General features: G+C 42.9%; 20 protein-coding genes and 1 pseudogene. 12 read left to right on the top strand and 9 right to left on the bottom strand.

Going from position 1 to position 17,239, the window contains the following annotated elements:
* Nucleotides 1-8 precede the first annotated feature (8 nt).
* Nucleotides 9-539 (bottom strand): DM13 domain-containing protein, encoded by a 531-nt coding sequence (locus tag VE944_RS17420; protein WP_324979342.1) that lies wholly within the window; start codon nucleotides 537-539, stop codon nucleotides 9-11.
* A gap of 337 nt (nucleotides 540-876) precedes the next feature.
* Between VE944_RS17420 and VE944_RS17415 the strand changes: the two genes are divergently transcribed.
* The 5 genes from VE944_RS17415 (at nucleotide 877) to VE944_RS17395 (ending at nucleotide 5,338) form a co-directional block, all read left to right on the top strand.
* Nucleotides 877-1,083, top strand: coding sequence for a hypothetical protein (locus tag VE944_RS17415; protein WP_324979348.1), 207 nt, complete (start codon nucleotides 877-879; stop codon nucleotides 1,081-1,083).
* 206 nt (nucleotides 1,084-1,289) lie between these two features.
* Nucleotides 1,290-1,667: a response regulator transcription factor gene (locus tag VE944_RS17410; RefSeq protein WP_324979339.1), complete on the top strand. Its 378-nt coding sequence runs from the start codon at nucleotides 1,290-1,292 to the stop codon at nucleotides 1,665-1,667.
* Complete coding sequence (locus VE944_RS17405; protein WP_324979336.1) at nucleotides 1,664-3,091, top strand: sensor histidine kinase; 1,428 nt, start codon at nucleotides 1,664-1,666, stop codon at nucleotides 3,089-3,091. Before VE944_RS17410 ends, VE944_RS17405 begins: the two co-directional genes overlap by 4 nt.
* Before the next feature lie 443 nt (nucleotides 3,092-3,534).
* Entirely contained in the window at nucleotides 3,535-5,127 is a 1,593-nt protein-coding gene (locus tag VE944_RS17400; protein ID WP_324979333.1) for an alkaline phosphatase D family protein, read from the top strand.
* Between the two features lie 43 nt (nucleotides 5,128-5,170).
* Nucleotides 5,171-5,338 carry a hypothetical protein gene (locus VE944_RS17395; protein ID WP_324979330.1) on the top strand — a complete coding sequence of 56 codons (168 nt, stop codon included), beginning with the start codon at nucleotides 5,171-5,173 and terminating at the stop codon, nucleotides 5,336-5,338.
* On the opposite strand, the gene VE944_RS17390 is transcribed toward VE944_RS17395, so the two are convergent.
* The 3 genes and pseudogenes from VE944_RS17390 to VE944_RS17380 form a co-directional block, all read right to left on the bottom strand.
* Nucleotides 5,311-5,949 (bottom strand): histidine phosphatase family protein, encoded by a 639-nt coding sequence (locus VE944_RS17390; protein ID WP_324979328.1) that lies wholly within the window; start codon nucleotides 5,947-5,949, stop codon nucleotides 5,311-5,313. The genes VE944_RS17395 and VE944_RS17390 overlap by 28 nt on opposite strands.
* A gap of 260 nt (nucleotides 5,950-6,209) precedes the next feature.
* A pseudogene (locus VE944_RS17385) lies at nucleotides 6,210-6,371 on the bottom strand (gluconolactonase); the annotation flags it as partial.
* Nucleotides 6,372-6,582: 211 nt separating this feature from the next.
* Nucleotides 6,583-7,431 (bottom strand): M28 family peptidase, encoded by an 849-nt coding sequence (locus tag VE944_RS17380; RefSeq protein WP_324979325.1) that lies wholly within the window; start codon nucleotides 7,429-7,431, stop codon nucleotides 6,583-6,585.
* 312 nt (nucleotides 7,432-7,743) lie between these two features.
* Here VE944_RS17380 and dnaK point away from each other — a divergent pair, with 312 nt between their 5' ends.
* Nucleotides 7,744-9,825: a molecular chaperone DnaK gene (gene dnaK, locus VE944_RS17375; protein WP_324979322.1), complete on the top strand. Its 2,082-nt coding sequence runs from the start codon at nucleotides 7,744-7,746 to the stop codon at nucleotides 9,823-9,825.
* A 148-nt stretch (nucleotides 9,826-9,973) separates the two neighbouring features.
* Nucleotides 9,974-10,969 carry a J domain-containing protein gene (locus tag VE944_RS17370; protein WP_324979320.1) on the top strand — a complete coding sequence of 332 codons (996 nt, stop codon included), beginning with the start codon at nucleotides 9,974-9,976 and terminating at the stop codon, nucleotides 10,967-10,969.
* A gap of 153 nt (nucleotides 10,970-11,122) precedes the next feature.
* Here VE944_RS17370 and VE944_RS17365 read toward each other — a convergent pair whose 3' ends face one another.
* On the bottom strand, nucleotides 11,123-11,422 hold the full coding sequence (locus VE944_RS17365; RefSeq protein ID WP_324979317.1) for a type II toxin-antitoxin system RelE/ParE family toxin: 300 nt from the start codon (nucleotides 11,420-11,422) through the stop codon (nucleotides 11,123-11,125).
* On the bottom strand, nucleotides 11,419-11,778 hold the full coding sequence (locus VE944_RS17360; RefSeq protein ID WP_324979314.1) for a type II toxin-antitoxin system prevent-host-death family antitoxin: 360 nt from the start codon (nucleotides 11,776-11,778) through the stop codon (nucleotides 11,419-11,421). The genes VE944_RS17365 and VE944_RS17360 overlap by 4 nt, the downstream gene beginning before the upstream one ends.
* A gap of 147 nt (nucleotides 11,779-11,925) precedes the next feature.
* Here VE944_RS17360 and VE944_RS17355 point away from each other — a divergent pair, with 147 nt between their 5' ends.
* The 4 genes from VE944_RS17355 (at nucleotide 11,926) to VE944_RS17340 (ending at nucleotide 13,437) form a co-directional block, all read left to right on the top strand.
* Nucleotides 11,926-12,441, top strand: a complete 516-nt coding sequence (locus tag VE944_RS17355) for a J domain-containing protein (RefSeq protein ID WP_324979345.1) — start codon at nucleotides 11,926-11,928, stop codon at nucleotides 12,439-12,441.
* A 38-nt stretch (nucleotides 12,442-12,479) separates the two neighbouring features.
* A complete protein-coding gene (locus VE944_RS17350) occupies nucleotides 12,480-12,752 on the top strand; it encodes a DUF3143 domain-containing protein (protein ID WP_324979311.1) in 273 nt (90 codons plus the stop codon).
* Nucleotides 12,753-12,862: 110 nt separating this feature from the next.
* On the top strand, nucleotides 12,863-13,135 hold the full coding sequence (locus VE944_RS17345) for a ribbon-helix-helix domain-containing protein (RefSeq protein WP_324979308.1): 273 nt from the start codon (nucleotides 12,863-12,865) through the stop codon (nucleotides 13,133-13,135).
* Entirely contained in the window at nucleotides 13,132-13,437 is a 306-nt protein-coding gene (locus VE944_RS17340) for a type II toxin-antitoxin system RelE/ParE family toxin (protein ID WP_324979305.1), read from the top strand. Before VE944_RS17345 ends, VE944_RS17340 begins: the two co-directional genes overlap by 4 nt.
* Before the next feature lies 1 nt (nucleotide 13,438).
* Here VE944_RS17340 and VE944_RS17335 read toward each other — a convergent pair whose 3' ends face one another.
* The 3 genes from VE944_RS17335 to lysA all read right to left on the bottom strand — a co-directional run bounded on the left by VE944_RS17335 (nucleotide 13,439) and on the right by lysA (nucleotide 16,812).
* On the bottom strand, nucleotides 13,439-14,188 hold the full coding sequence (locus VE944_RS17335) for an isoprenyl transferase (protein WP_324979301.1): 750 nt from the start codon (nucleotides 14,186-14,188) through the stop codon (nucleotides 13,439-13,441).
* On the bottom strand, nucleotides 14,185-15,108 hold the full coding sequence (gene cdaA / locus VE944_RS17330) for a diadenylate cyclase CdaA (protein WP_324979299.1): 924 nt from the start codon (nucleotides 15,106-15,108) through the stop codon (nucleotides 14,185-14,187). The genes VE944_RS17335 and cdaA overlap by 4 nt, the downstream gene beginning before the upstream one ends.
* 294 nt (nucleotides 15,109-15,402) lie before the next feature.
* Complete coding sequence (lysA, locus tag VE944_RS17325) at nucleotides 15,403-16,812, bottom strand: diaminopimelate decarboxylase (RefSeq protein WP_324979296.1); 1,410 nt, start codon at nucleotides 16,810-16,812, stop codon at nucleotides 15,403-15,405.
* A 92-nt stretch (nucleotides 16,813-16,904) separates the two neighbouring features.
* Between lysA and VE944_RS17320 the strand changes: the two genes are divergently transcribed.
* Nucleotides 16,905-17,239: GNAT family N-acetyltransferase (locus VE944_RS17320; protein ID WP_324979294.1), on the top strand; the 335-nt coding region annotated here is incomplete at its 3' end.

Genomic DNA, 17,239 nt, shown 5'->3' with positions numbered 1-17,239 from the left:
TTTAATATTTACTGATTCAAATTAGCAGCGCCAAAAGTAGCATTAAACTTGCGACACCAGATAGCGGCAGATTTATAGTCTGCTAAATTGATACTTTGAGGAATAGAATATGTTTGAGCGCCACTATATTTTTTTAGAGGAGCTAGGATAAAATAATCTCCGTTTTTTAAAGGATATGATGGTGGCTTAGTTGAATTAATTACATTATCTGAACGATGCAAAATTACTACTAAATCTGGCCCTAATTCAGAAGTTTTAAATGACTCATCAAGCTCTAGAAATGATTTGCCGTTTTTAGCGGTAATACTAGCTTTCCCTTGAGTTGTATGTTCTCCAGAAACAAATGTGCCTGACTTAATAGCAGTTGAATCTGGAAATTGCGCTGACTTATTTAGAGGTTTCGCCTGAGTTGAAGACACGGGAACAGATGCATTCATAGCTATAGGACTTTCATTAGCCTGGTTCTTTGATACTTCGCGGACACAGCCAAGCATGATAAGAGAAGACAAGCCCAGTATTAATAAATGTCTTAATTTCATGATTTCAATTCCTCAATACATCAATCAGCGATATAGCTTTTGGCTTCAACTTTAAACTGATTATTGCTTAAATAATTCATCCAATAATTATGAATAGATAAGGATTGATATTTAAAAAACTAATATTTTCCTTAGAAACTTCTTACAGATTTCTCAGCAAAATTTAAATTTTTAGGTTATGGATGATTAGATGTAAAAAAAGATACGGTAAACTGTAAGTCCCAAAGTTTGCTTAAATCGACAAAGCAACAAATAGCCCGATTAACAGTATTGTACCTTGCGCCAAGCGTCCCAGTACTAGTCCTAGATTCCGAGCTTGGTGGCGATCGCGATCGCGATGGCTAATCCCAAACCCGAGCCGCCAGTTTATCAGCAATTAGTGAAGCGCCAGCAAGCAGAAGCTATTCAACAGACTTTAGCTCAAGAAAAGGAACTTAGCGAATTGAAGTTACGCTTTTTTTCAATGGTAAGCTGTTATGTATACAACTTGCACAATCAGGGCGGGCAAGATGCCCACCCCACAAGCATATTGAAAAAATATTAGTGCAAATTAAAGGCGCAACAGCTTATCCCATGAATTTGGTACACCATTGAGTATTATATTGGGGTCGGCTCAACTATTGGCTCAAAGTAATCAGCACTGGAACGAAGAGAAGAAACTTAAAAATCTGTATTGCATTCCATCTTCAAAAATACATCTATTCATACAAAACATAATTAGAAAAAACTAACGTTAATTTAGAATTAACCATGCCCCACATATTACTTGTAGATGATGAAGCGCCCCTCTGTGACAGTCTCAGCTATACACTACAAAAAGAAGGTTACACGGTGACTACAGCTGCCGATGGACATAGTGCAATCAAACAGTTTCACAAGCAAGTACCAGATATAATTTTGCTTGACTTAATGTTACCGGAAGTTGATGGTATGGAAGTTTGCTGGCGGATTCGAGCATTTTCCAATGTACCTATCGTCATGCTTACAGCTAAAGATGAGGATATTGATAAAATTTGGGGTTTAGAAGCAGGTGCAGATGATTATATTACTAAGCCGTTCAACACCCGCGAACTACTAGCACGCATCAAAGCAGTATTGCGTCGTCGTTCTGGGGAGCAGCCTTCATGAGAGGCTGGATACCTGGGATTAAATTAAATACAATTTATGCCAAGCTGTTAGGCACATACCTCATGCTAACAGCTTTTGGAACGTCACTAATGGCAGGTTATATATTGTGGTCGTTCCATGATTACTTCATGCGATCGCGACAAGCAGATTTGGATAACTGGACGAGTGCGTTAAGTGAAAGTGTTGCAGATGCACTAGAAGAAAAAAATATTAAACAGGTAAAGGTGCTAGTGCAACGGTATGGCGCACCACAAACCATAACCTTACGTGTTTTTAGTCAACAAGGCAGTTTATTAGCCACTTCTAACCCAAAGTTAGACAACCAAGTTAAAGATTGGTCTCAGGTTCCGGGAATACGGGAAGCTCTACAAAACCGTGTAAAGCAAGGAATTGCCAAAGGCGTTTTATCAAACAGCGATCGCCTCTATATTACTAAACCTATTGAGCGTAACGGTCAATTACTGGGCATAATCCGAATGTCTATGACTTTGGAGCAACTTCAGCGACAGTTTGCTCGGGTAATTTGGAGTATTTTGGGAACGCTAGCAGTAACGATTCTGCTGTGTGCGTTAATTAGCAGTCGTTTTGCTCGCAGTCTCTCAAAACCGATTGAGATAATGCAGAATTTTGCTATTCGCTTGGGTGGCGGTCATTTTGGCGATCGGGTGACGATCCATGAGAACAATGAGTTAGATCAATTGGCAGCAGAACTCAACCGGATGAGTGAGCGGTTAGCTTCCCTAGACAAAGAGCGACGAGTATTTTTAGCCAATGTCTCCCATGAATTACGTACACCTATCAGTAACGTTCAGGTGACAGTAGACGCACTCAAAGCAGGAGCATCTGAAGAACCAGAATTACGCGATCGCTTTTTTCAAACTATCGAAAGCGAAATCAAACGTTTATCACGATTGATTCATGACTTGCTGGATTTAGGACGTTTGGAAGCAGGGGTTACTGAACTAGAAAAGCAAGCTATTTCGCTGCATGGATTAATTAACCGCGCTGTCAATGCACTAGAACCACGAATGCGAACTCTAGGAATTTCTACACAAGTGAACGTAGGAAATTTAATTATCCAGGGCGATCCAGAGCGGCTATTACAAGCGATTCTCAATTTGTTGGATAATGCAATTAAGCACTCACCAGCCAATTCTCAAGTATTTATTTCTGCATACAGCCAAGGTAAACAAGCTATAATCCAAATTCAAGACCAGGGAAAAGGAATAAAAGAGGGTGATATACCCCGAATCTTTGAACAATTTTATACAACAGACCCCGCACGTAAAGGTAGTGGCAATGGTCTGGGGTTAGCAATTTCCAAGCGAATTATTGAAGCCCATCAAGGCAGTATTATTGCCAGTAGCACACCAAATAAAGGGGCAACTTTTACTATATACTTGCCGATAATTTCTAATTCGTAATACTTGTCTCCGGCGAGAAGTAAGCTACGCTAACGTAATTAACAAACTGATATTGTCATCATTGATAATTATCATCAATACCAGAAGCTAAACGAGATTTGGTATTTAATTATCTTTGAAGATTTTCCACCACCACCAACTGATTATGTGACGGATATTATCAAAGGTATCTAATCCTCTACTTAGGTTTGAGAAATAGCAACTATAGCTGAGGTGCGTAGGCGTAGCCTGTCGTAGGAATCGCTCCATTGCTCGTGCCCTTATACGGCTGGCCGCGCTCTTCAACTTGTTCGCTGGCTCATTGTAAATAATGTTATTGCAATATTAATAACTTCTTAAGCCCTAATTAAACCCAATTTGATAATTAATCTTGTTAGCAACTAGATAGTTGTTATTTAGGTTTTTTATTCTCTTTTATTGTAGAAATCTCAACAAGGACTTTTATGGAACGTGTACATTTCCAACGCTTGTTGTCCACTACAGCAAAGCGGCGACGCTTTCTGCTCGGTGTCGGCACATTGACCGCAAGTGCTATTGCTAGTCTTTGGACTCATAAAGTTGTTGCACTGTCAAGATTCTCTGCCTATCCCTTCAGCCTTGGTGTTGCTTCTGGCGATCCTTTACCAGATAGTGCAGTGCTATGGACGCGGCTGGCTCCAGATCCCTTAAATGGTGGCGGTATGCCGCAGGTGAATGTGCCAGTACGGTGGCAAGTTGCTTTGGATGAAAACATGAGACAAGTTGTGCTAAAAGGCGTGGCATTAGCAACTCCAGAATTAGCGCATTCTGTTCATGTAAATGTACGTGGTTTAGAGCCTAACCGTTGGTATTGGTATCAGTTTAAAGTGGGTAATGAAGATAGTCCGATTGGTCGTACCCGTACTGCTCCAGCGATTGGCGCTAGGTTGAATCAGCTTAACTTTGCGTTTGTTACTTGCCAAAAATGGGAGGATGGTTTCTATTCTGCTTATCGTCGCCTAGCTGAAGAAGATTTAGATTTGGTTTTTCACTTGGGTGATTATATTTACGAATACGGCATCCCTGCCACAGGTGGTGTACGCAACGTTTCTTTACCTGAAGAGTTTAGAAAAGAAACGAATACCCTTGAGCAATACCGCCTTCGATATGCTCTATATAAAACTGACCCGGATTTACAAAAAGCTCACGCCTTGTTTCCCTTTACAGTCACCTGGGACGACCACGAAGTTGAAAATGACTATACCGATGACATTTCGGAAAACAACGATCCGGTCAAAAAGTTTCTTAAAAGGCGTGCTGCTGCTTATCAGGCTTATTATGAGCATCAGCCACTGCGGGAATTTTCCTTACCACAGGGGCCAGATATGCTGATTTACCGTCGGCTGACTTTTGGTAATCTGGCGGAGTTTAGCGTACTTGATAGCCGCCAGTACCGCAGCGATCAGCCATGCGGTGACGGTGAAACACCCCGTTGCCCAGCAGCCCTAGATCCATTTAAAACCATGCTCGGTAGTCAACAGGAGCGCTGGCTGCTGGATGGTCTTGATCGTTCTCAAGCACGTTGGAACATACTTGCTCAACAGGTGCTAATGGCAGAGCTAGATCATAAAATTGGGCCAGGCGAAATCTTTTGGAACGACTCATGGGATGGATATCCCCTTGCACGTAATCGTGTTTTAAGCCACATCGCCAACCACCGGATTTCTAACCCAGTGGTGATTACTGGGGATTGGCATTCTACATTTGTCAATGACCTGAAGCTCGACTTTAAGGCTTCTAACTCTCCAACAGTGGCTACAGAGTTTGTGACTCCCTCAATTACTAGCAATGGTGATGCCAATGTCTACGGCCCCTACTACGGCCCGAAGATTCCAGAAAACCCACACATTAAGTTCTTTGATGGCGATCGCCGAGGCTACTTCCGAGTCAACCTTAACTATGAGCGTTGGCAGACTGACCTGCGTATTGTTACAACTGTGAGTCGTCCAGATGCGCCTGTATACACTTTTGCTTCATTTGTTGTTGAGAATGGTCGTCCAGGTGCCAAATTAGACTAATACTTAAGTTTTTGCGTATTCAAATATTTGAATACGCAAAAAAGTGCTGTACCCGCCCACCGTAGCTGATGGCGCTTCATTACTTCCCGATAGCGATGCTCTGGGCATAACTTTCTGTACGATTGCTCATTTACTCCCTCAACTTAGGCGATCGCTCGTCTTCGATTTTTTGTTTAAAGGACTTTATGTTCCCGAACGAGAGCGAATATGATCGGGTATATGATGGCGATCGCCTAATATTTCTAACAAAGGGCCATGAACGTCAAATTTAACCATACTTACCGACGCGACCAAAATATTCACCCGATAGCGATAGCGTCCCAAATCAATCCCCAGTAAACTGCAAAGCATAATCCGAATCGTGGCTTTATGGGAAACTACTAAAACATTACCTTGGGGATATTTTTCTTGAATTTCAGCAATTACAGGCATAGAACGGTTAGCAATATCTACCGCAGTTTCTCCACCTAGTGGTGCATTCCAAGCGGGTTCTGTCAACCATTTTACATAGTTTTCTGCGTAATTCTCTTGGGCAAACGATTTACTCTTAGTTTCCCATTCGCCGTAACTACCTTCTCTAAGTCCGTCACGCAACTGCATATCCATAGCGATAGCATCACAAAATGGTTTAGCAGTTGCAATTGCACGCTTCATCGGGCTAACATAAACAGCCTCCCACTTCAATTTTTGATAAACATCGGCAAAACTGGATGCCATCTGCATACCTTCAGAAGTCAACTCCGCATCAGTTTCACCGCAGAAATTACCACTTTGACTAAAAGTAGTTTCTCCATGTCGCAGTAAATATAAATTGAGTGTCATAGCTTGTATAGCGATTGGGATAAAGGAGTTTGTGCAAAAATAAGATACCATCAATCTCGCAATCAAGTCTGTGACATCAGGACAAACTAATCAACCAAAAAAGTCAATCGACCACAAACTTTAATCCAGTAACGCAGTAAATAGTTCTGATGTTGGTTGTAAAAATCCTTCAATACACGCTTTCAAGTTATACTTACTGCATCAATTCAGTCATGCAGTAATGCAGTATGACAAGCTCAGTCTATGCGTGGTGGTTGCTATACAACATAAATTGCAGTGCGTTCGCCTTCACTTTGACCAAAAGCTACTGCTGTGCTACCAATTACACCTGACTCGGCTTGAGCAATGATAGTAGTACTGCGATCGCTTGCAATTCTTACCACACTGTTGTAAATGTGCGTTGCTCCATAAAGGTTGCCATCATTTGTTCCACCTTGCGTTCCGCGTCCTGCGAACTCTGCCGTTGCTTTTCCTTTTTCGGCATCACGAGAGCCAAAAAATACTTCATGCCCCTGCTCTGCCCAGAGTATACCTAGAGAGCGAATTGTTTAATCCTCCTCTTACTAAAAAATCTGACAAATATACAAGGGTTCTGGATAATGCATATTTAATTTTTGGACATGCCTAATATTTTCACAACCGCCGAATCGCAATTTCTAACCCTTCACAGACACCGCTCAGAAAATCTAAATCTAAAGTAGCGATCGCATCACTAGCTTTGTGATAATGGGGATTTCGCAAGAATGCCGTATCTGTCACCATCATTGCCGGATAACCTAAATCCCAAAAAGGTGCATGATCGCTAAGTCTGGTTTGGGGAACTATTAAACCCCGATTTGGCACGGGTAGCCATTGACTAGGTACGCCAGCTTTGCGAATATTACGGCTCATGCCAATTAAGTCAGGCAATGTCCGCAAATTGCCAATTAAAGCAATAAAATCGCCTCTGTCTGGGTAGAAGCGTTCCAGAGGAGGGGGGTAACTTTGGGAACCAGGCGTAGAATCGGTATAGCCCAGCATTTCTAGGGAAATCATTAAGCGTAGCTGTTGCTTTTGTTCGTGCAACAAGGCTGCATAATCAGCACTACCCAGTAAGCCGTATTCTTCCATGTCGAAAGCAACTAGCCTTAAGGGATATCTTATAGCTTGAGCAGCAAACTTTCTGGCTAATTCCAGCAACACCGCCACACCAGTGGCATTATCATCAGCCGCTACTGTTCCCGGAACGCCATCATAATGAGCGCCAATTAAAATCGGTGACAAATCCTTTTTTTGTCCTCTCCCTTGGGAAGGTAAATTTAATATCAAGTTCTTACAAGCTTTACCCCTGACTTCAAAGGTGTGGATTTCCACACTCCCCCATTGGGAAAATTGCTGGCGGATGTATTCTTGGACAAAAAAATGTCCAGCCGTTGCCATGTAAGGATCACGTTCTCGCGCAATCTCAGCCAGGGAAGTTTGTAATCGCTCTGTTAAATTCAAATGGTTAAAATAGTTGCAATATTAAGATTGTCCGCCACTCAAAGAAGTAAAGCAAGTATTATTAAGGTGCATTTACAAACTTGCAGATACAGTACATAGAAAGGATAACAAGAATTGAGGCTGCTTGGACACACCAATCATCGTCAATGCTATCCTAGTCTTGCAACTATCTGCTCTAGCTGAACTTGTTAGCTTATTGCCTTAATGATGACTATTATACCATTGAGGTGTTTTCATTCAATAGCACAAAGCTAGAGGTAGTTCCGCCCAATCATAATAAATGTATAAGACACTTTAGGAGAAGAGTAACGCATGGGCAAGGTAGTCGGCATCGACTTGGGTACAACCAACTCAGTAGTCGCCGTTATGGAGGGTGGCAAGCCGGTGGTGATTGCCAATGCAGAAGGAATGCGAACAACCCCCTCCGTAGTTGGCTTTAGCAAAGAAGGCGAAAGGGTGGTTGGGCAAATGGCACGGCGACAAACCGTCCTCAATCCACAAAATACCTTTTTTGCAGTGAAACGCTTCATTGGGCGCAAGTATGCCGAACTTAGTCCAGATTCTAAGCGTGTACCCTACACCATCCGCAAGGACGAAGTAGGTAATATTAAAGTTGCTTGTCCCCGGCTCAATAAGGATTTCGCCCCAGAAGAAATTTCGGCAATGGTGCTGAAGAAATTAGCCGACGATGCTAGTCGCTATTTGGGTGAACCAGTAACAGGAGCAGTAATTACAGTACCCGCTTATTTTAACGATTCTCAACGGCAAGCAACCCGCGATGCTGGCAGGATTGCCGGTTTGGAGGTGCTGCGGATTCTCAATGAACCAACTGCTGCATCTTTGGCTTATGGATTGGATCGAGGTGACACGGAAACTATCTTAGTATTTGACTTGGGTGGCGGCACTTTTGACGTGTCGATTTTAGAAGTGGGCGATGGAATATTTGAAGTCAAAGCTACCAGTGGAGATACGCAACTTGGTGGTAACGACTTTGACAAAGTAATAGTAGATTGGCTAGCAGAGCAATTTTTAGAAGTCGAAGGGGTAGATTTAAGACGCGAGAGACAATCTTTACAACGTCTGATGGAAGCGGCGGAAAAAGCCAAAATAGAGCTTTCTGCTGTCAGCGTCACCGAAATTAACTTACCTTTTATTGCTGCCGATCAGGAAGGCCCCAAACATCTCGAAACTCGTCTAACGCGTTCTCAATTTGAAGGCTTGTGTGGTGATTTGGTGGGGCGATTGCGGACACCAGTGAAACGCGCTCTCAAAGATGCCGGACTCTCATCCAGAGACATTGAAGAAGTGGTATTAGTCGGCGGTTCTACACGGATGCCAATGGTGAAGCAGCTAGTACGGGACTTAATTGGCATAGAACCTAACGAAAACGTCAACCCTGATGAAGTAGTGGGAGTGGGTGCAGCAATTCAAGCAGGAATTCTCGCAGGCGAACTCAAAGATGTGCTGCTTTTAGATGTCACACCCCTTTCTATGGGATTGGAAACCATCGGCGGCGTGATGAAAAAACTTATTCCCCGCAATACTACCATCCCAGTCCGTCGTTCTGATATTTTTTCCACGTCCGAAAATAACCAGAATACTGTGGAAATCCACGTAGTCCAGGGCGAACGGGAAATGGCAGCAAACAATAAGTCTTTAGGACGTTTCAAGCTATATGGCATTCCACCAGCACCACGAGGAATTCCCCAAGTTCAGGTGTCATTTGATATTGATGCTAACGGTATTTTACAGGTAACAGCCCTAGATAGAACCACTGGGCGAGAGCAGAGTATCACTATTCAAGGCGCTTCCACCTTGAACGAGTCAGAAGTGAATCGGATGATTCAGGATGCTCAGAAATACGCCGATGTCGATCGCGAACGTAAAGAAAGGGTAGAAAAGCGGACTCGTTCAGAGGCGTTGGTTTTTCAAGCAGAACGACAGCTTAGAGAAGTAGCACTGGAATTTGGTATGCAGTTTGCCCGAAACCGCCGCCAAAGAATTGATAATATTTGCCGACAACTGAAGGAGAGTCTTCAGGAAAATAGCGATCGCGGTATTGACCAAGCATACGCCGATTTGCAAGATGCTCTCTATGAGCTAAATCGGGAAGTCAGGGAAACTTATGCTGAAGATGAAGATGACGACTTATTTGGTACAATCCGTGACATATTTACTGGTGATAAAGATAAAGAACGCGACTTTCCCAGAGATACATATCGGGAACGCGATTCATACAGTAAGGACTATGGCAAAGATTACGGTAAAGACTATGGCAGAGACTATAGCCGAGACAGTCGTTCCTCATACGAAAGCCAAAGCCGTCCGCCACGCAAATCCCGTCCCAGCTACCAAGATAACTGGGATGACGAAGAAGACAATGATTGGTTGTAATACTCCTAAAAAAAGTTAGAAGTCAGGAGTGAAAAGTGAGGGAAGTGAGGAGTTAAAAATTAAATCTTTCAACTCCTAACTCGTAACTCATAATTCCTAACTCTTAATTAAGCCAAAATCTAAAATTTAAAGTTTAAATAACTGAACTATGCAAAATTTGCCTAATTTCCGCGATTACTATGAGATTTTGGGAGTATCTAAAGACGCCTCTGGTGAGGAAATTAAAAAAGTTTATCGGCGTTTAGCAAGACAATATCACCCCGATCTCAATCCGGGTAACAAAGAATCTGAAGAAAAATTCAAGGATATTGGCGAGGCTTATGAAGTCCTTTCAGACTCAGCCAAGCGATCGCAGTACGACCAGTTTAGCCGCTACTGGAAGCAAAAAGGCTTTGCAGGCAACAAACAGACGCCAAAGGCTAAAACTTGGCAGAGTAGCGCTAGCGATCGCAACGGCAGTCAGGAGGTAGATCCAAGCCAATTCTCCGACTTTGAAAGCTTTATTAATCAAGTTATCGGCGTCAAAAATAAAAATACGGCAAGTAAATCCAATAATGGCAATAATACCGATCCGTTTCGTTCCCCCAGAACAAAAGTTTCCTACACAGTTAGCACCCCACCTCGCACTACCCGTCGAGATATAGAAGCTAGATTAACGCTCCCACTAGAAAAAGCTTATCAAGGTGGTAATGAACGCATTCGTTTGGAAGATGGGCGATCGCTAGAAGTTAGTATGCCTCCAGGGATGGTAACAGGTCAAACCATCCGTTTGCGAAACCAAGGCGTTGGTGGTGGCGATTTATACTTAAAAATTACCGTTAATCCTCATCCATTATTTAAGCTAGATGGTTTAAATATCCTCTGCCAAGTACCAGTTACTCCCACTGAGGCAGTTTTAGGAGGACAGGTAGAAGCACCAACTCTCGATGGCCCTGTAAAAATGACCATCCCTGAAGGAGTTAGATCCGGTCAAAAATTCCGGCTAGGGAATAAAGGCTACCCCAGCGATGATGGCAAACGTGGCGATCAATTAGTGGAAATTCAAATAGTTACCCCAAAAAATATTACTCAAGAAGAACGGGAACTCTATGAAAAGTTACGGCAAATTGAAACTTTTAAACCCCGTGCTGATTTACTTAGTTAGGGATGAGATAGCATATCCAGCTATTTACCAAAATAATTTGTAAGTAATGCTATGAATTCCTTAATTTATCAATGGAGAAAAAATGTAATCAATATTTCATGCCCTCTCATTTATTCGTAGGGACTTAACTATGAATTACGAATTATCTTGACCTCAACCTTCATCTTGAAAAATAGTTTTTATATCTTGTGAGCCGTGCAATATACGTACAATTTCTATGCCTTCGTCTATAGGACGATAAAAAATTAAATAATTTTTTACCGAAAAACTTCGCAAAAAAGGTGCTAATTCAGACCGTTCTCTACCTAATTGAGGAAATTTAGCTAGTTTTGGAAAACTTTCTCGCAGAGTATCAAAAAGTTTATTAGCAGCTTTTAAATTATTTGGCGCTACATATTTCCAGATATTTTCAATATCTTGCGCTGCTTGGGTAGAAATCCGAAATCGACTCATACAGAATCGCTATCAGTCAATTTTTCGTGTCCTCGTGCTTTAATATTTGCAAAAAAAGCCGAAAGTGACTCGTCATTATATTCAGTATACTGACTGCTCTCAAGTTGCTTAATCCCAATGTCGATTTGACTGCGTAACGCTTCTAGTTTGAATTTTTCGAGTTCTTCCTCAAGACGAGCGAGTTTATCTATCATCTGCTGAAACGCTTGCGCTTCATGTACCACAACCTCCGCTTTCCCGTTTACAGTTAGTACAAGTGGCGACTTTGTGGACTTGATCCGTTCTAAGTAATCCTTGGCATTGCGTTTAAAATCGGTGAGAGTTTGAATATTTTCGAGATTAATTTTGATATCCATCGCATCTAATTCAATGCTTTATAAAATATTTTATCAAATACTTGGCCTGCTCTGTCTTCTTCCGGCTTCGCCAATCACAAAGGATTTAGAATATAAAAAATATCTTTGAGCAAGGTGACTCAAACAGCCGTGAATCACAACGAGGCAATGCCACAAAGCAGTAAACCAACTTATTACTCCCTGCTAGGACTGCATCCCTCGGCATCGGTAATCGACATTCGTCGTGCTTATAGGCAACTGAGCAAACGCTATCATCCTGATACTACAGACTTGCCTACTGCGATCGCCACTCTCAAATTTCAGCAAATCAACGAAGCCTACGCTACCCTTAGCCATCCAGAACGGCGGTTAAGCTACGATTTCAAAATTGGCTATTCTCGCTTGGCGGTGATTCAACCACCTCCTGACTTGAACCGTCCCGTCTCGCGTCATGACTGGTCAAAATCAGCTTACCTCGATCCTAGCGATCGCCCCCTCTCATCTGGCGAAATTTTTGCTTTATTTATGCTGGTGTTAACATTTGTAGGTTGTCTGCTACTAGCAGTTGCCATTGGCTTAACTCGTGGTGAGGCTGCGATCCATTCGCATTTGCTACAACCAACTCCATCTGTACAACAGCAGATTACCCATGTATCGCAACTAAATTACCCCTATAGTAATTAAAAATTAAAAAATTCCCTAATCCAAAATCCAAAATTCCTATGCCTCTTCTTTCCTCTGATACCCCTCTATATAATCATCCTCTGCCACAAATTGAACAGTGGCTAAAAAACCAAGGCTGTCAACAAGACGACACACAGAGGCATTGCTGGCATATACAGCGCCCTAATTGGAAAGCTGAACTATGGCTCGATGTTGAGCAAATCGTAGTGCGATATGTCCAATCTGGGGAAAATGGACAAGATATCCAACGTTCATTCAAGTATTCTTTGAGTCGGGATGATGTAGAACAAGCGGTATTTTCTGGGCCATAAGGAAGTGCTGAGTCCAGTTCATCGTAAAAATGTGATTGCCAAATTTGTAAGGTATAGCTGACAAAAGCGATCGCTTACAATTAAAGTTAATCCTACTCCGACAAAAATCCATGCAAATCGTTCTGCCACCTGAAGTAGAAGCGCTAGTTCAACGTCAACTCACTAGCGGTAAATATCAGAACGCGATCGCAGTTATTCTTGCAGGCATAAAACTCCTGGAACAGCAAGAAGACATCTATCAAGGACGACTGCAAGATTTGCAACAAGAAGCGCGTATTGGGTGGGAAGCGTCCGGGCGAGGCGAAGTTGTTGATGGCTCGGCTGCAATGGCTCAAATTCGCGCCAATGTGCAATCGCGCTACGGTGTTTCAGACGAAGCATGACACCACAATTTCGCCTTACCAAACCCGCAATTCAAGATATTGAGCAAATAGCAGATTATATTGCGAGACAATCTGGTTTGGCTCAGTCTGAGGGTTTTTTAAGTAAGCTGGACGCAAAATTTGCCCAAATTGCTCAGTTCCCCCGTCTCGGACGATTACGTAATGAAATTTTACCTGGTATCCGTAGCCTCTCAATAGATAATTACCTCATCCTCTACATGCCCATAGAGCAAGATGTAGAGATTTTCCGTGTCGTCAGTGGCTATCGAGATATCAAAGCCCTATTTCACGATGATTTTTGATTCATACTTTTCCGAATCGCCGTTCGCGTTGTTGGTAGGCACATAAGGCGCGGTGAAACTCAGCCCGGTCAAAATCGGGCCAAAGAGCATCTGTGATGTAAATTTCTCCATAAGCCATTTGCCAGAGAAGGAAATTTGAAAGGCGCATTTCTCCACTGGTGCGAATTAACAAATCTGGGTCAATAATTCCGGCTGTGTACAAGTGGCTCTCAAAAACCTGTTCATCAATTTCATCGGGTTGTAGCAGACCTTGCTGGACTTGTTTTGCGATCGCCTGACAAGCTTGTAAAATCTCCTGTCGTCCGCCATAATTAGTTGCTACTGAAAACCGGATACCACCATTATCCTTAGTTGCTTCCATTGAACGGGATATTTCTTGTTGGAGCGATCGTGGCAGAGCCTGCAAATTTCCTACAAACTTAATTTGCACATTCTCTTCGACCATTTCTCGCAGTTCTTGGCGCAAAACTCTTTGAAACAGAGTCATTAAAAAATCCACCTCTTCCTGTGGCCTTTTCCAGTTCTCCGTTGAAAAAGCATAAGCCGTCAGCGCCTGAATTCCCCAATCCTGACAACAGCGAAGTAAATCCTTGAGGGCATCTACTCCTCGCTTATGGCCCATAATCCGAGGTAAACCCTGACGTTTAGCCCATCGACCATTGCCATCCATAATCACTGCAACGTGCTGTGGCAATAGTTCTCGTTTTAAGTCAGTAGGCAAATCTTGCAGTTTAGTTTGTTGTGCTGTCATTTTTTATCTCGAGAAGCGGTCGATGGTAATCTGAGTAAACGTGAAACCAGTGCTCGTGTCTTCCCACCTATCTGACGAACAAAACTAAACAGACCAGGAGCTACAGCTTCCCTATCCACGATTGGGGACAAAAGAGCCTCTAATGATTCTTTCAGTTTCCTAATCGTCAGGGGTCTATTTAGGGTTCCCCGTTCCGCTAAGGAAATAGAACCCGTTTCTTCAGACACAACGACACAAATGCAATTTTCGACCCGCTCAGTAATTCCCATTGCCGCCCGGTGGCGTGTTCCCAACTGGCGCGAGGCTGTGCGTCCCGAAAGTGGTAAAATTATACCCGATGAGATGATCCGCGATCCGCGAATTAATGTTGCCCCATCGTGTAACAAAGTCTTCGGCTGAAAAATTGTCTGGATTAGTTCTTTAGAAACCTCCGCATTTAGCTTTACTCCTGGCACAGAAAAATCTCGCTCATCAATTGGCCCTGTGGTTTCCACAATTAGTAAAGCTCCAATACGGTTTTTTGACAATTCTTTAACAGCCTCAACAATTTCATCAATTACACTATCAGATTTGGGGATTGCCAGCCGGTCGGGTTGAAACAACTGGCGGAATTCGCCACGCCCCAATTGTTCCAAAAACCGCCGAAACTCTGACTGTAAAGCAACTGCCATCGCTACAGCACAACCAATCACCAACTTTTCCAATACAAAACTTAGCAGAGGTAGTCCTAATCGGCCACTTAGTGTTGAGGCTAGCATTAAGATAATGAATCCCCTCACCATCCACAGTGTTCGGCGCTCACTAATAATAACTAGTATCATGTACGTCAGCGCCAGCACTAACACAATATCCAGAGTCCCAAGTAGCAAGGACTGTGACCATCCTAGGTTTATCAGCCATTGCTTCCACCAATCTCTCATGACATCTGGATTACACTTTTGCCTCTAATTACATTTAGTCATTAGTCATTAGTCATTAGTCATTAGTCATTAGTCATTAGTAATTAGTTCCTGGCTAATGAACGCCACTTGCTTTAACGGGGGAACCCCCCTCCGGGTGACGCTCCTAACGTCGCTACCGCTACGCTAATGCCAGTCGCCTACGGCGGGAAACCCGCCTACAGCGCTGGACTCACCGCAACGCAGTGGCTCCTAATGACCAAGAGAGAAGTCTGAGCGGAGGCTTCCTCCGAACAGAACTTCGGGGACAAATGACTATTTCTTTAGCCTTTCTGGTAGGCGATCTTGTCGAATTAAGTCTTGATAAGTTTCACGTTGCAAAATTAAATTTGCTTCGCCATTCGCCACCACAACTGCTGCCGGTCGGGGCAAGCGGTTATAGTTAGATGCCATACTGTAATTGTACGCACCAGTTCCCATAACTACGAGAATATCTCCTGGTTCAGTCTTTGGAAGTAGTGCATTCTTAATCAGAATATCTCCTGATTCGCAATGTTTACCAGCAATTGTGACTGTTTGGGTTAAAGGTGAAGACATTTTATTGGCAACTACTGCCCGATAAACCGATTGGTAAGTAATCGGGCGGGGATTATCAGACATTCCCCCATCGATGGCTACGTAGGTACGAATTTCTGGGATAACTTTGGATGAACCAATAGTATAAGCAGTGACGCAAGCCGTGGCAATTAGCGATCGCCCTGGTTCACACAATAATTTTGGCAAAGGTAAATTTTCAGCTGCACAAGCTTCTTGGATCACTTCACAAATGGGTTTTACCCACTCTTCAATGCTAGGGGGATCGTCTGATTCTATATACTTAATCCCCAAACCGCCACCGACATTTAACTCTGTAATATTTAAACCATACTTCGCGGCATCCCGCAGCCATTGCACCATCAGAGCGGCTAAATCTCGATGCGGTTGGCGTTCAAAAATTTGGGAACCGATATGAGCATGTAAACCTACGCAGTTAAGAGCAGATTGCTTGCTTATAAAAGTAAACAATTCATCTAGCTGATTGGGATCAAAGCCAAATTTACTATCTAGTTGTCCCGTGCGGATATATTCGTGCGTATGACATTCGATACCTGGAGTCAACCGCAGCATAATTCGAGGTTTTTGTAGAGTTGTATACAACTTCTCCACAATTTCTACTATAGTGCGTAACTCGTGCCAGTTATCCACCACAATGCTGCAACCGGATTCTATAGCAAAAATTAGTTCTTCACGAGATTTATTGTTGTTATGAAGATAGATTTTATCAGGATTAACACCTGCTTGCAGCGCGGTGTAAAGTTCACCACCTGAGGCGACATCAATTCCTAAACCTTCTGATGCGGCGATCGCACAAACTGCTAAACAATTCCAAGCTTTTGAGGCGTACAATACTTGAGATTCGCCTTTGTAATATTGCTTGAAAGCATCTCGGTATTGCTGACAAGCCGAACGCAGGGTTTCTTCATCTAAAATATATAAAGGTGAACCAAACTGCTCAACTAGGGTTGTGACATCACATCCACCAATTTCCAGGGAGTCATGATTCTGAACTTTAGCAGTTAAGGGTAAAAGTTCTTGATTAGGCGAGAGATTCGCGTTGGTGTCGTGCCTTTGAGGTAAATATTGACTTCCAGAATGTTGAACCCCAGTGGGGTGAGTCGATACCATAACTATAAAAGTTTTCCTTGTTCAAATTACGGGCTTTGAGTTTGTCTCCCGATTCCCAGTGTACAAAGGGTTTGTAATCTTATTCAATAAATGTGATCTCATTAGACTTAGAAATTAAATTACTGACACCAGATAATCTCAGTGCAATTCTAGAACTCGATCGAGCTTGTTTTGGCGGACTTTGGACTCTAGAGGGCTACAAGCGAGAATTGGACAGCCCCAACAGCGATTTACTCGGTTTATTTTCCCCGTCCTCCAGCATCAGTTTGCTAGGAATGGGTTGCTTTTGGTCAATTTTAGATGAAGCCCACATTACAATTTTGGCGGTTCATCCCGAATATCACCGTCAAGGTTTGGGTGCGGCTTTACTATATTCGCTCATTAAGACAGCTTGCGATCGCAAAATGGAGCGAGCTACCCTCGAAGT

It is taken from the genome of Nostoc sp., assembly GCF_035638895.1.
GTDB lineage: Bacteria > Cyanobacteriota > Cyanobacteriia > Cyanobacteriales > Nostocaceae > Nostoc.
Note: the sequence above shows the minus strand (reverse complement) of the source record. Positions and strands in the feature narration are given on the sequence as shown.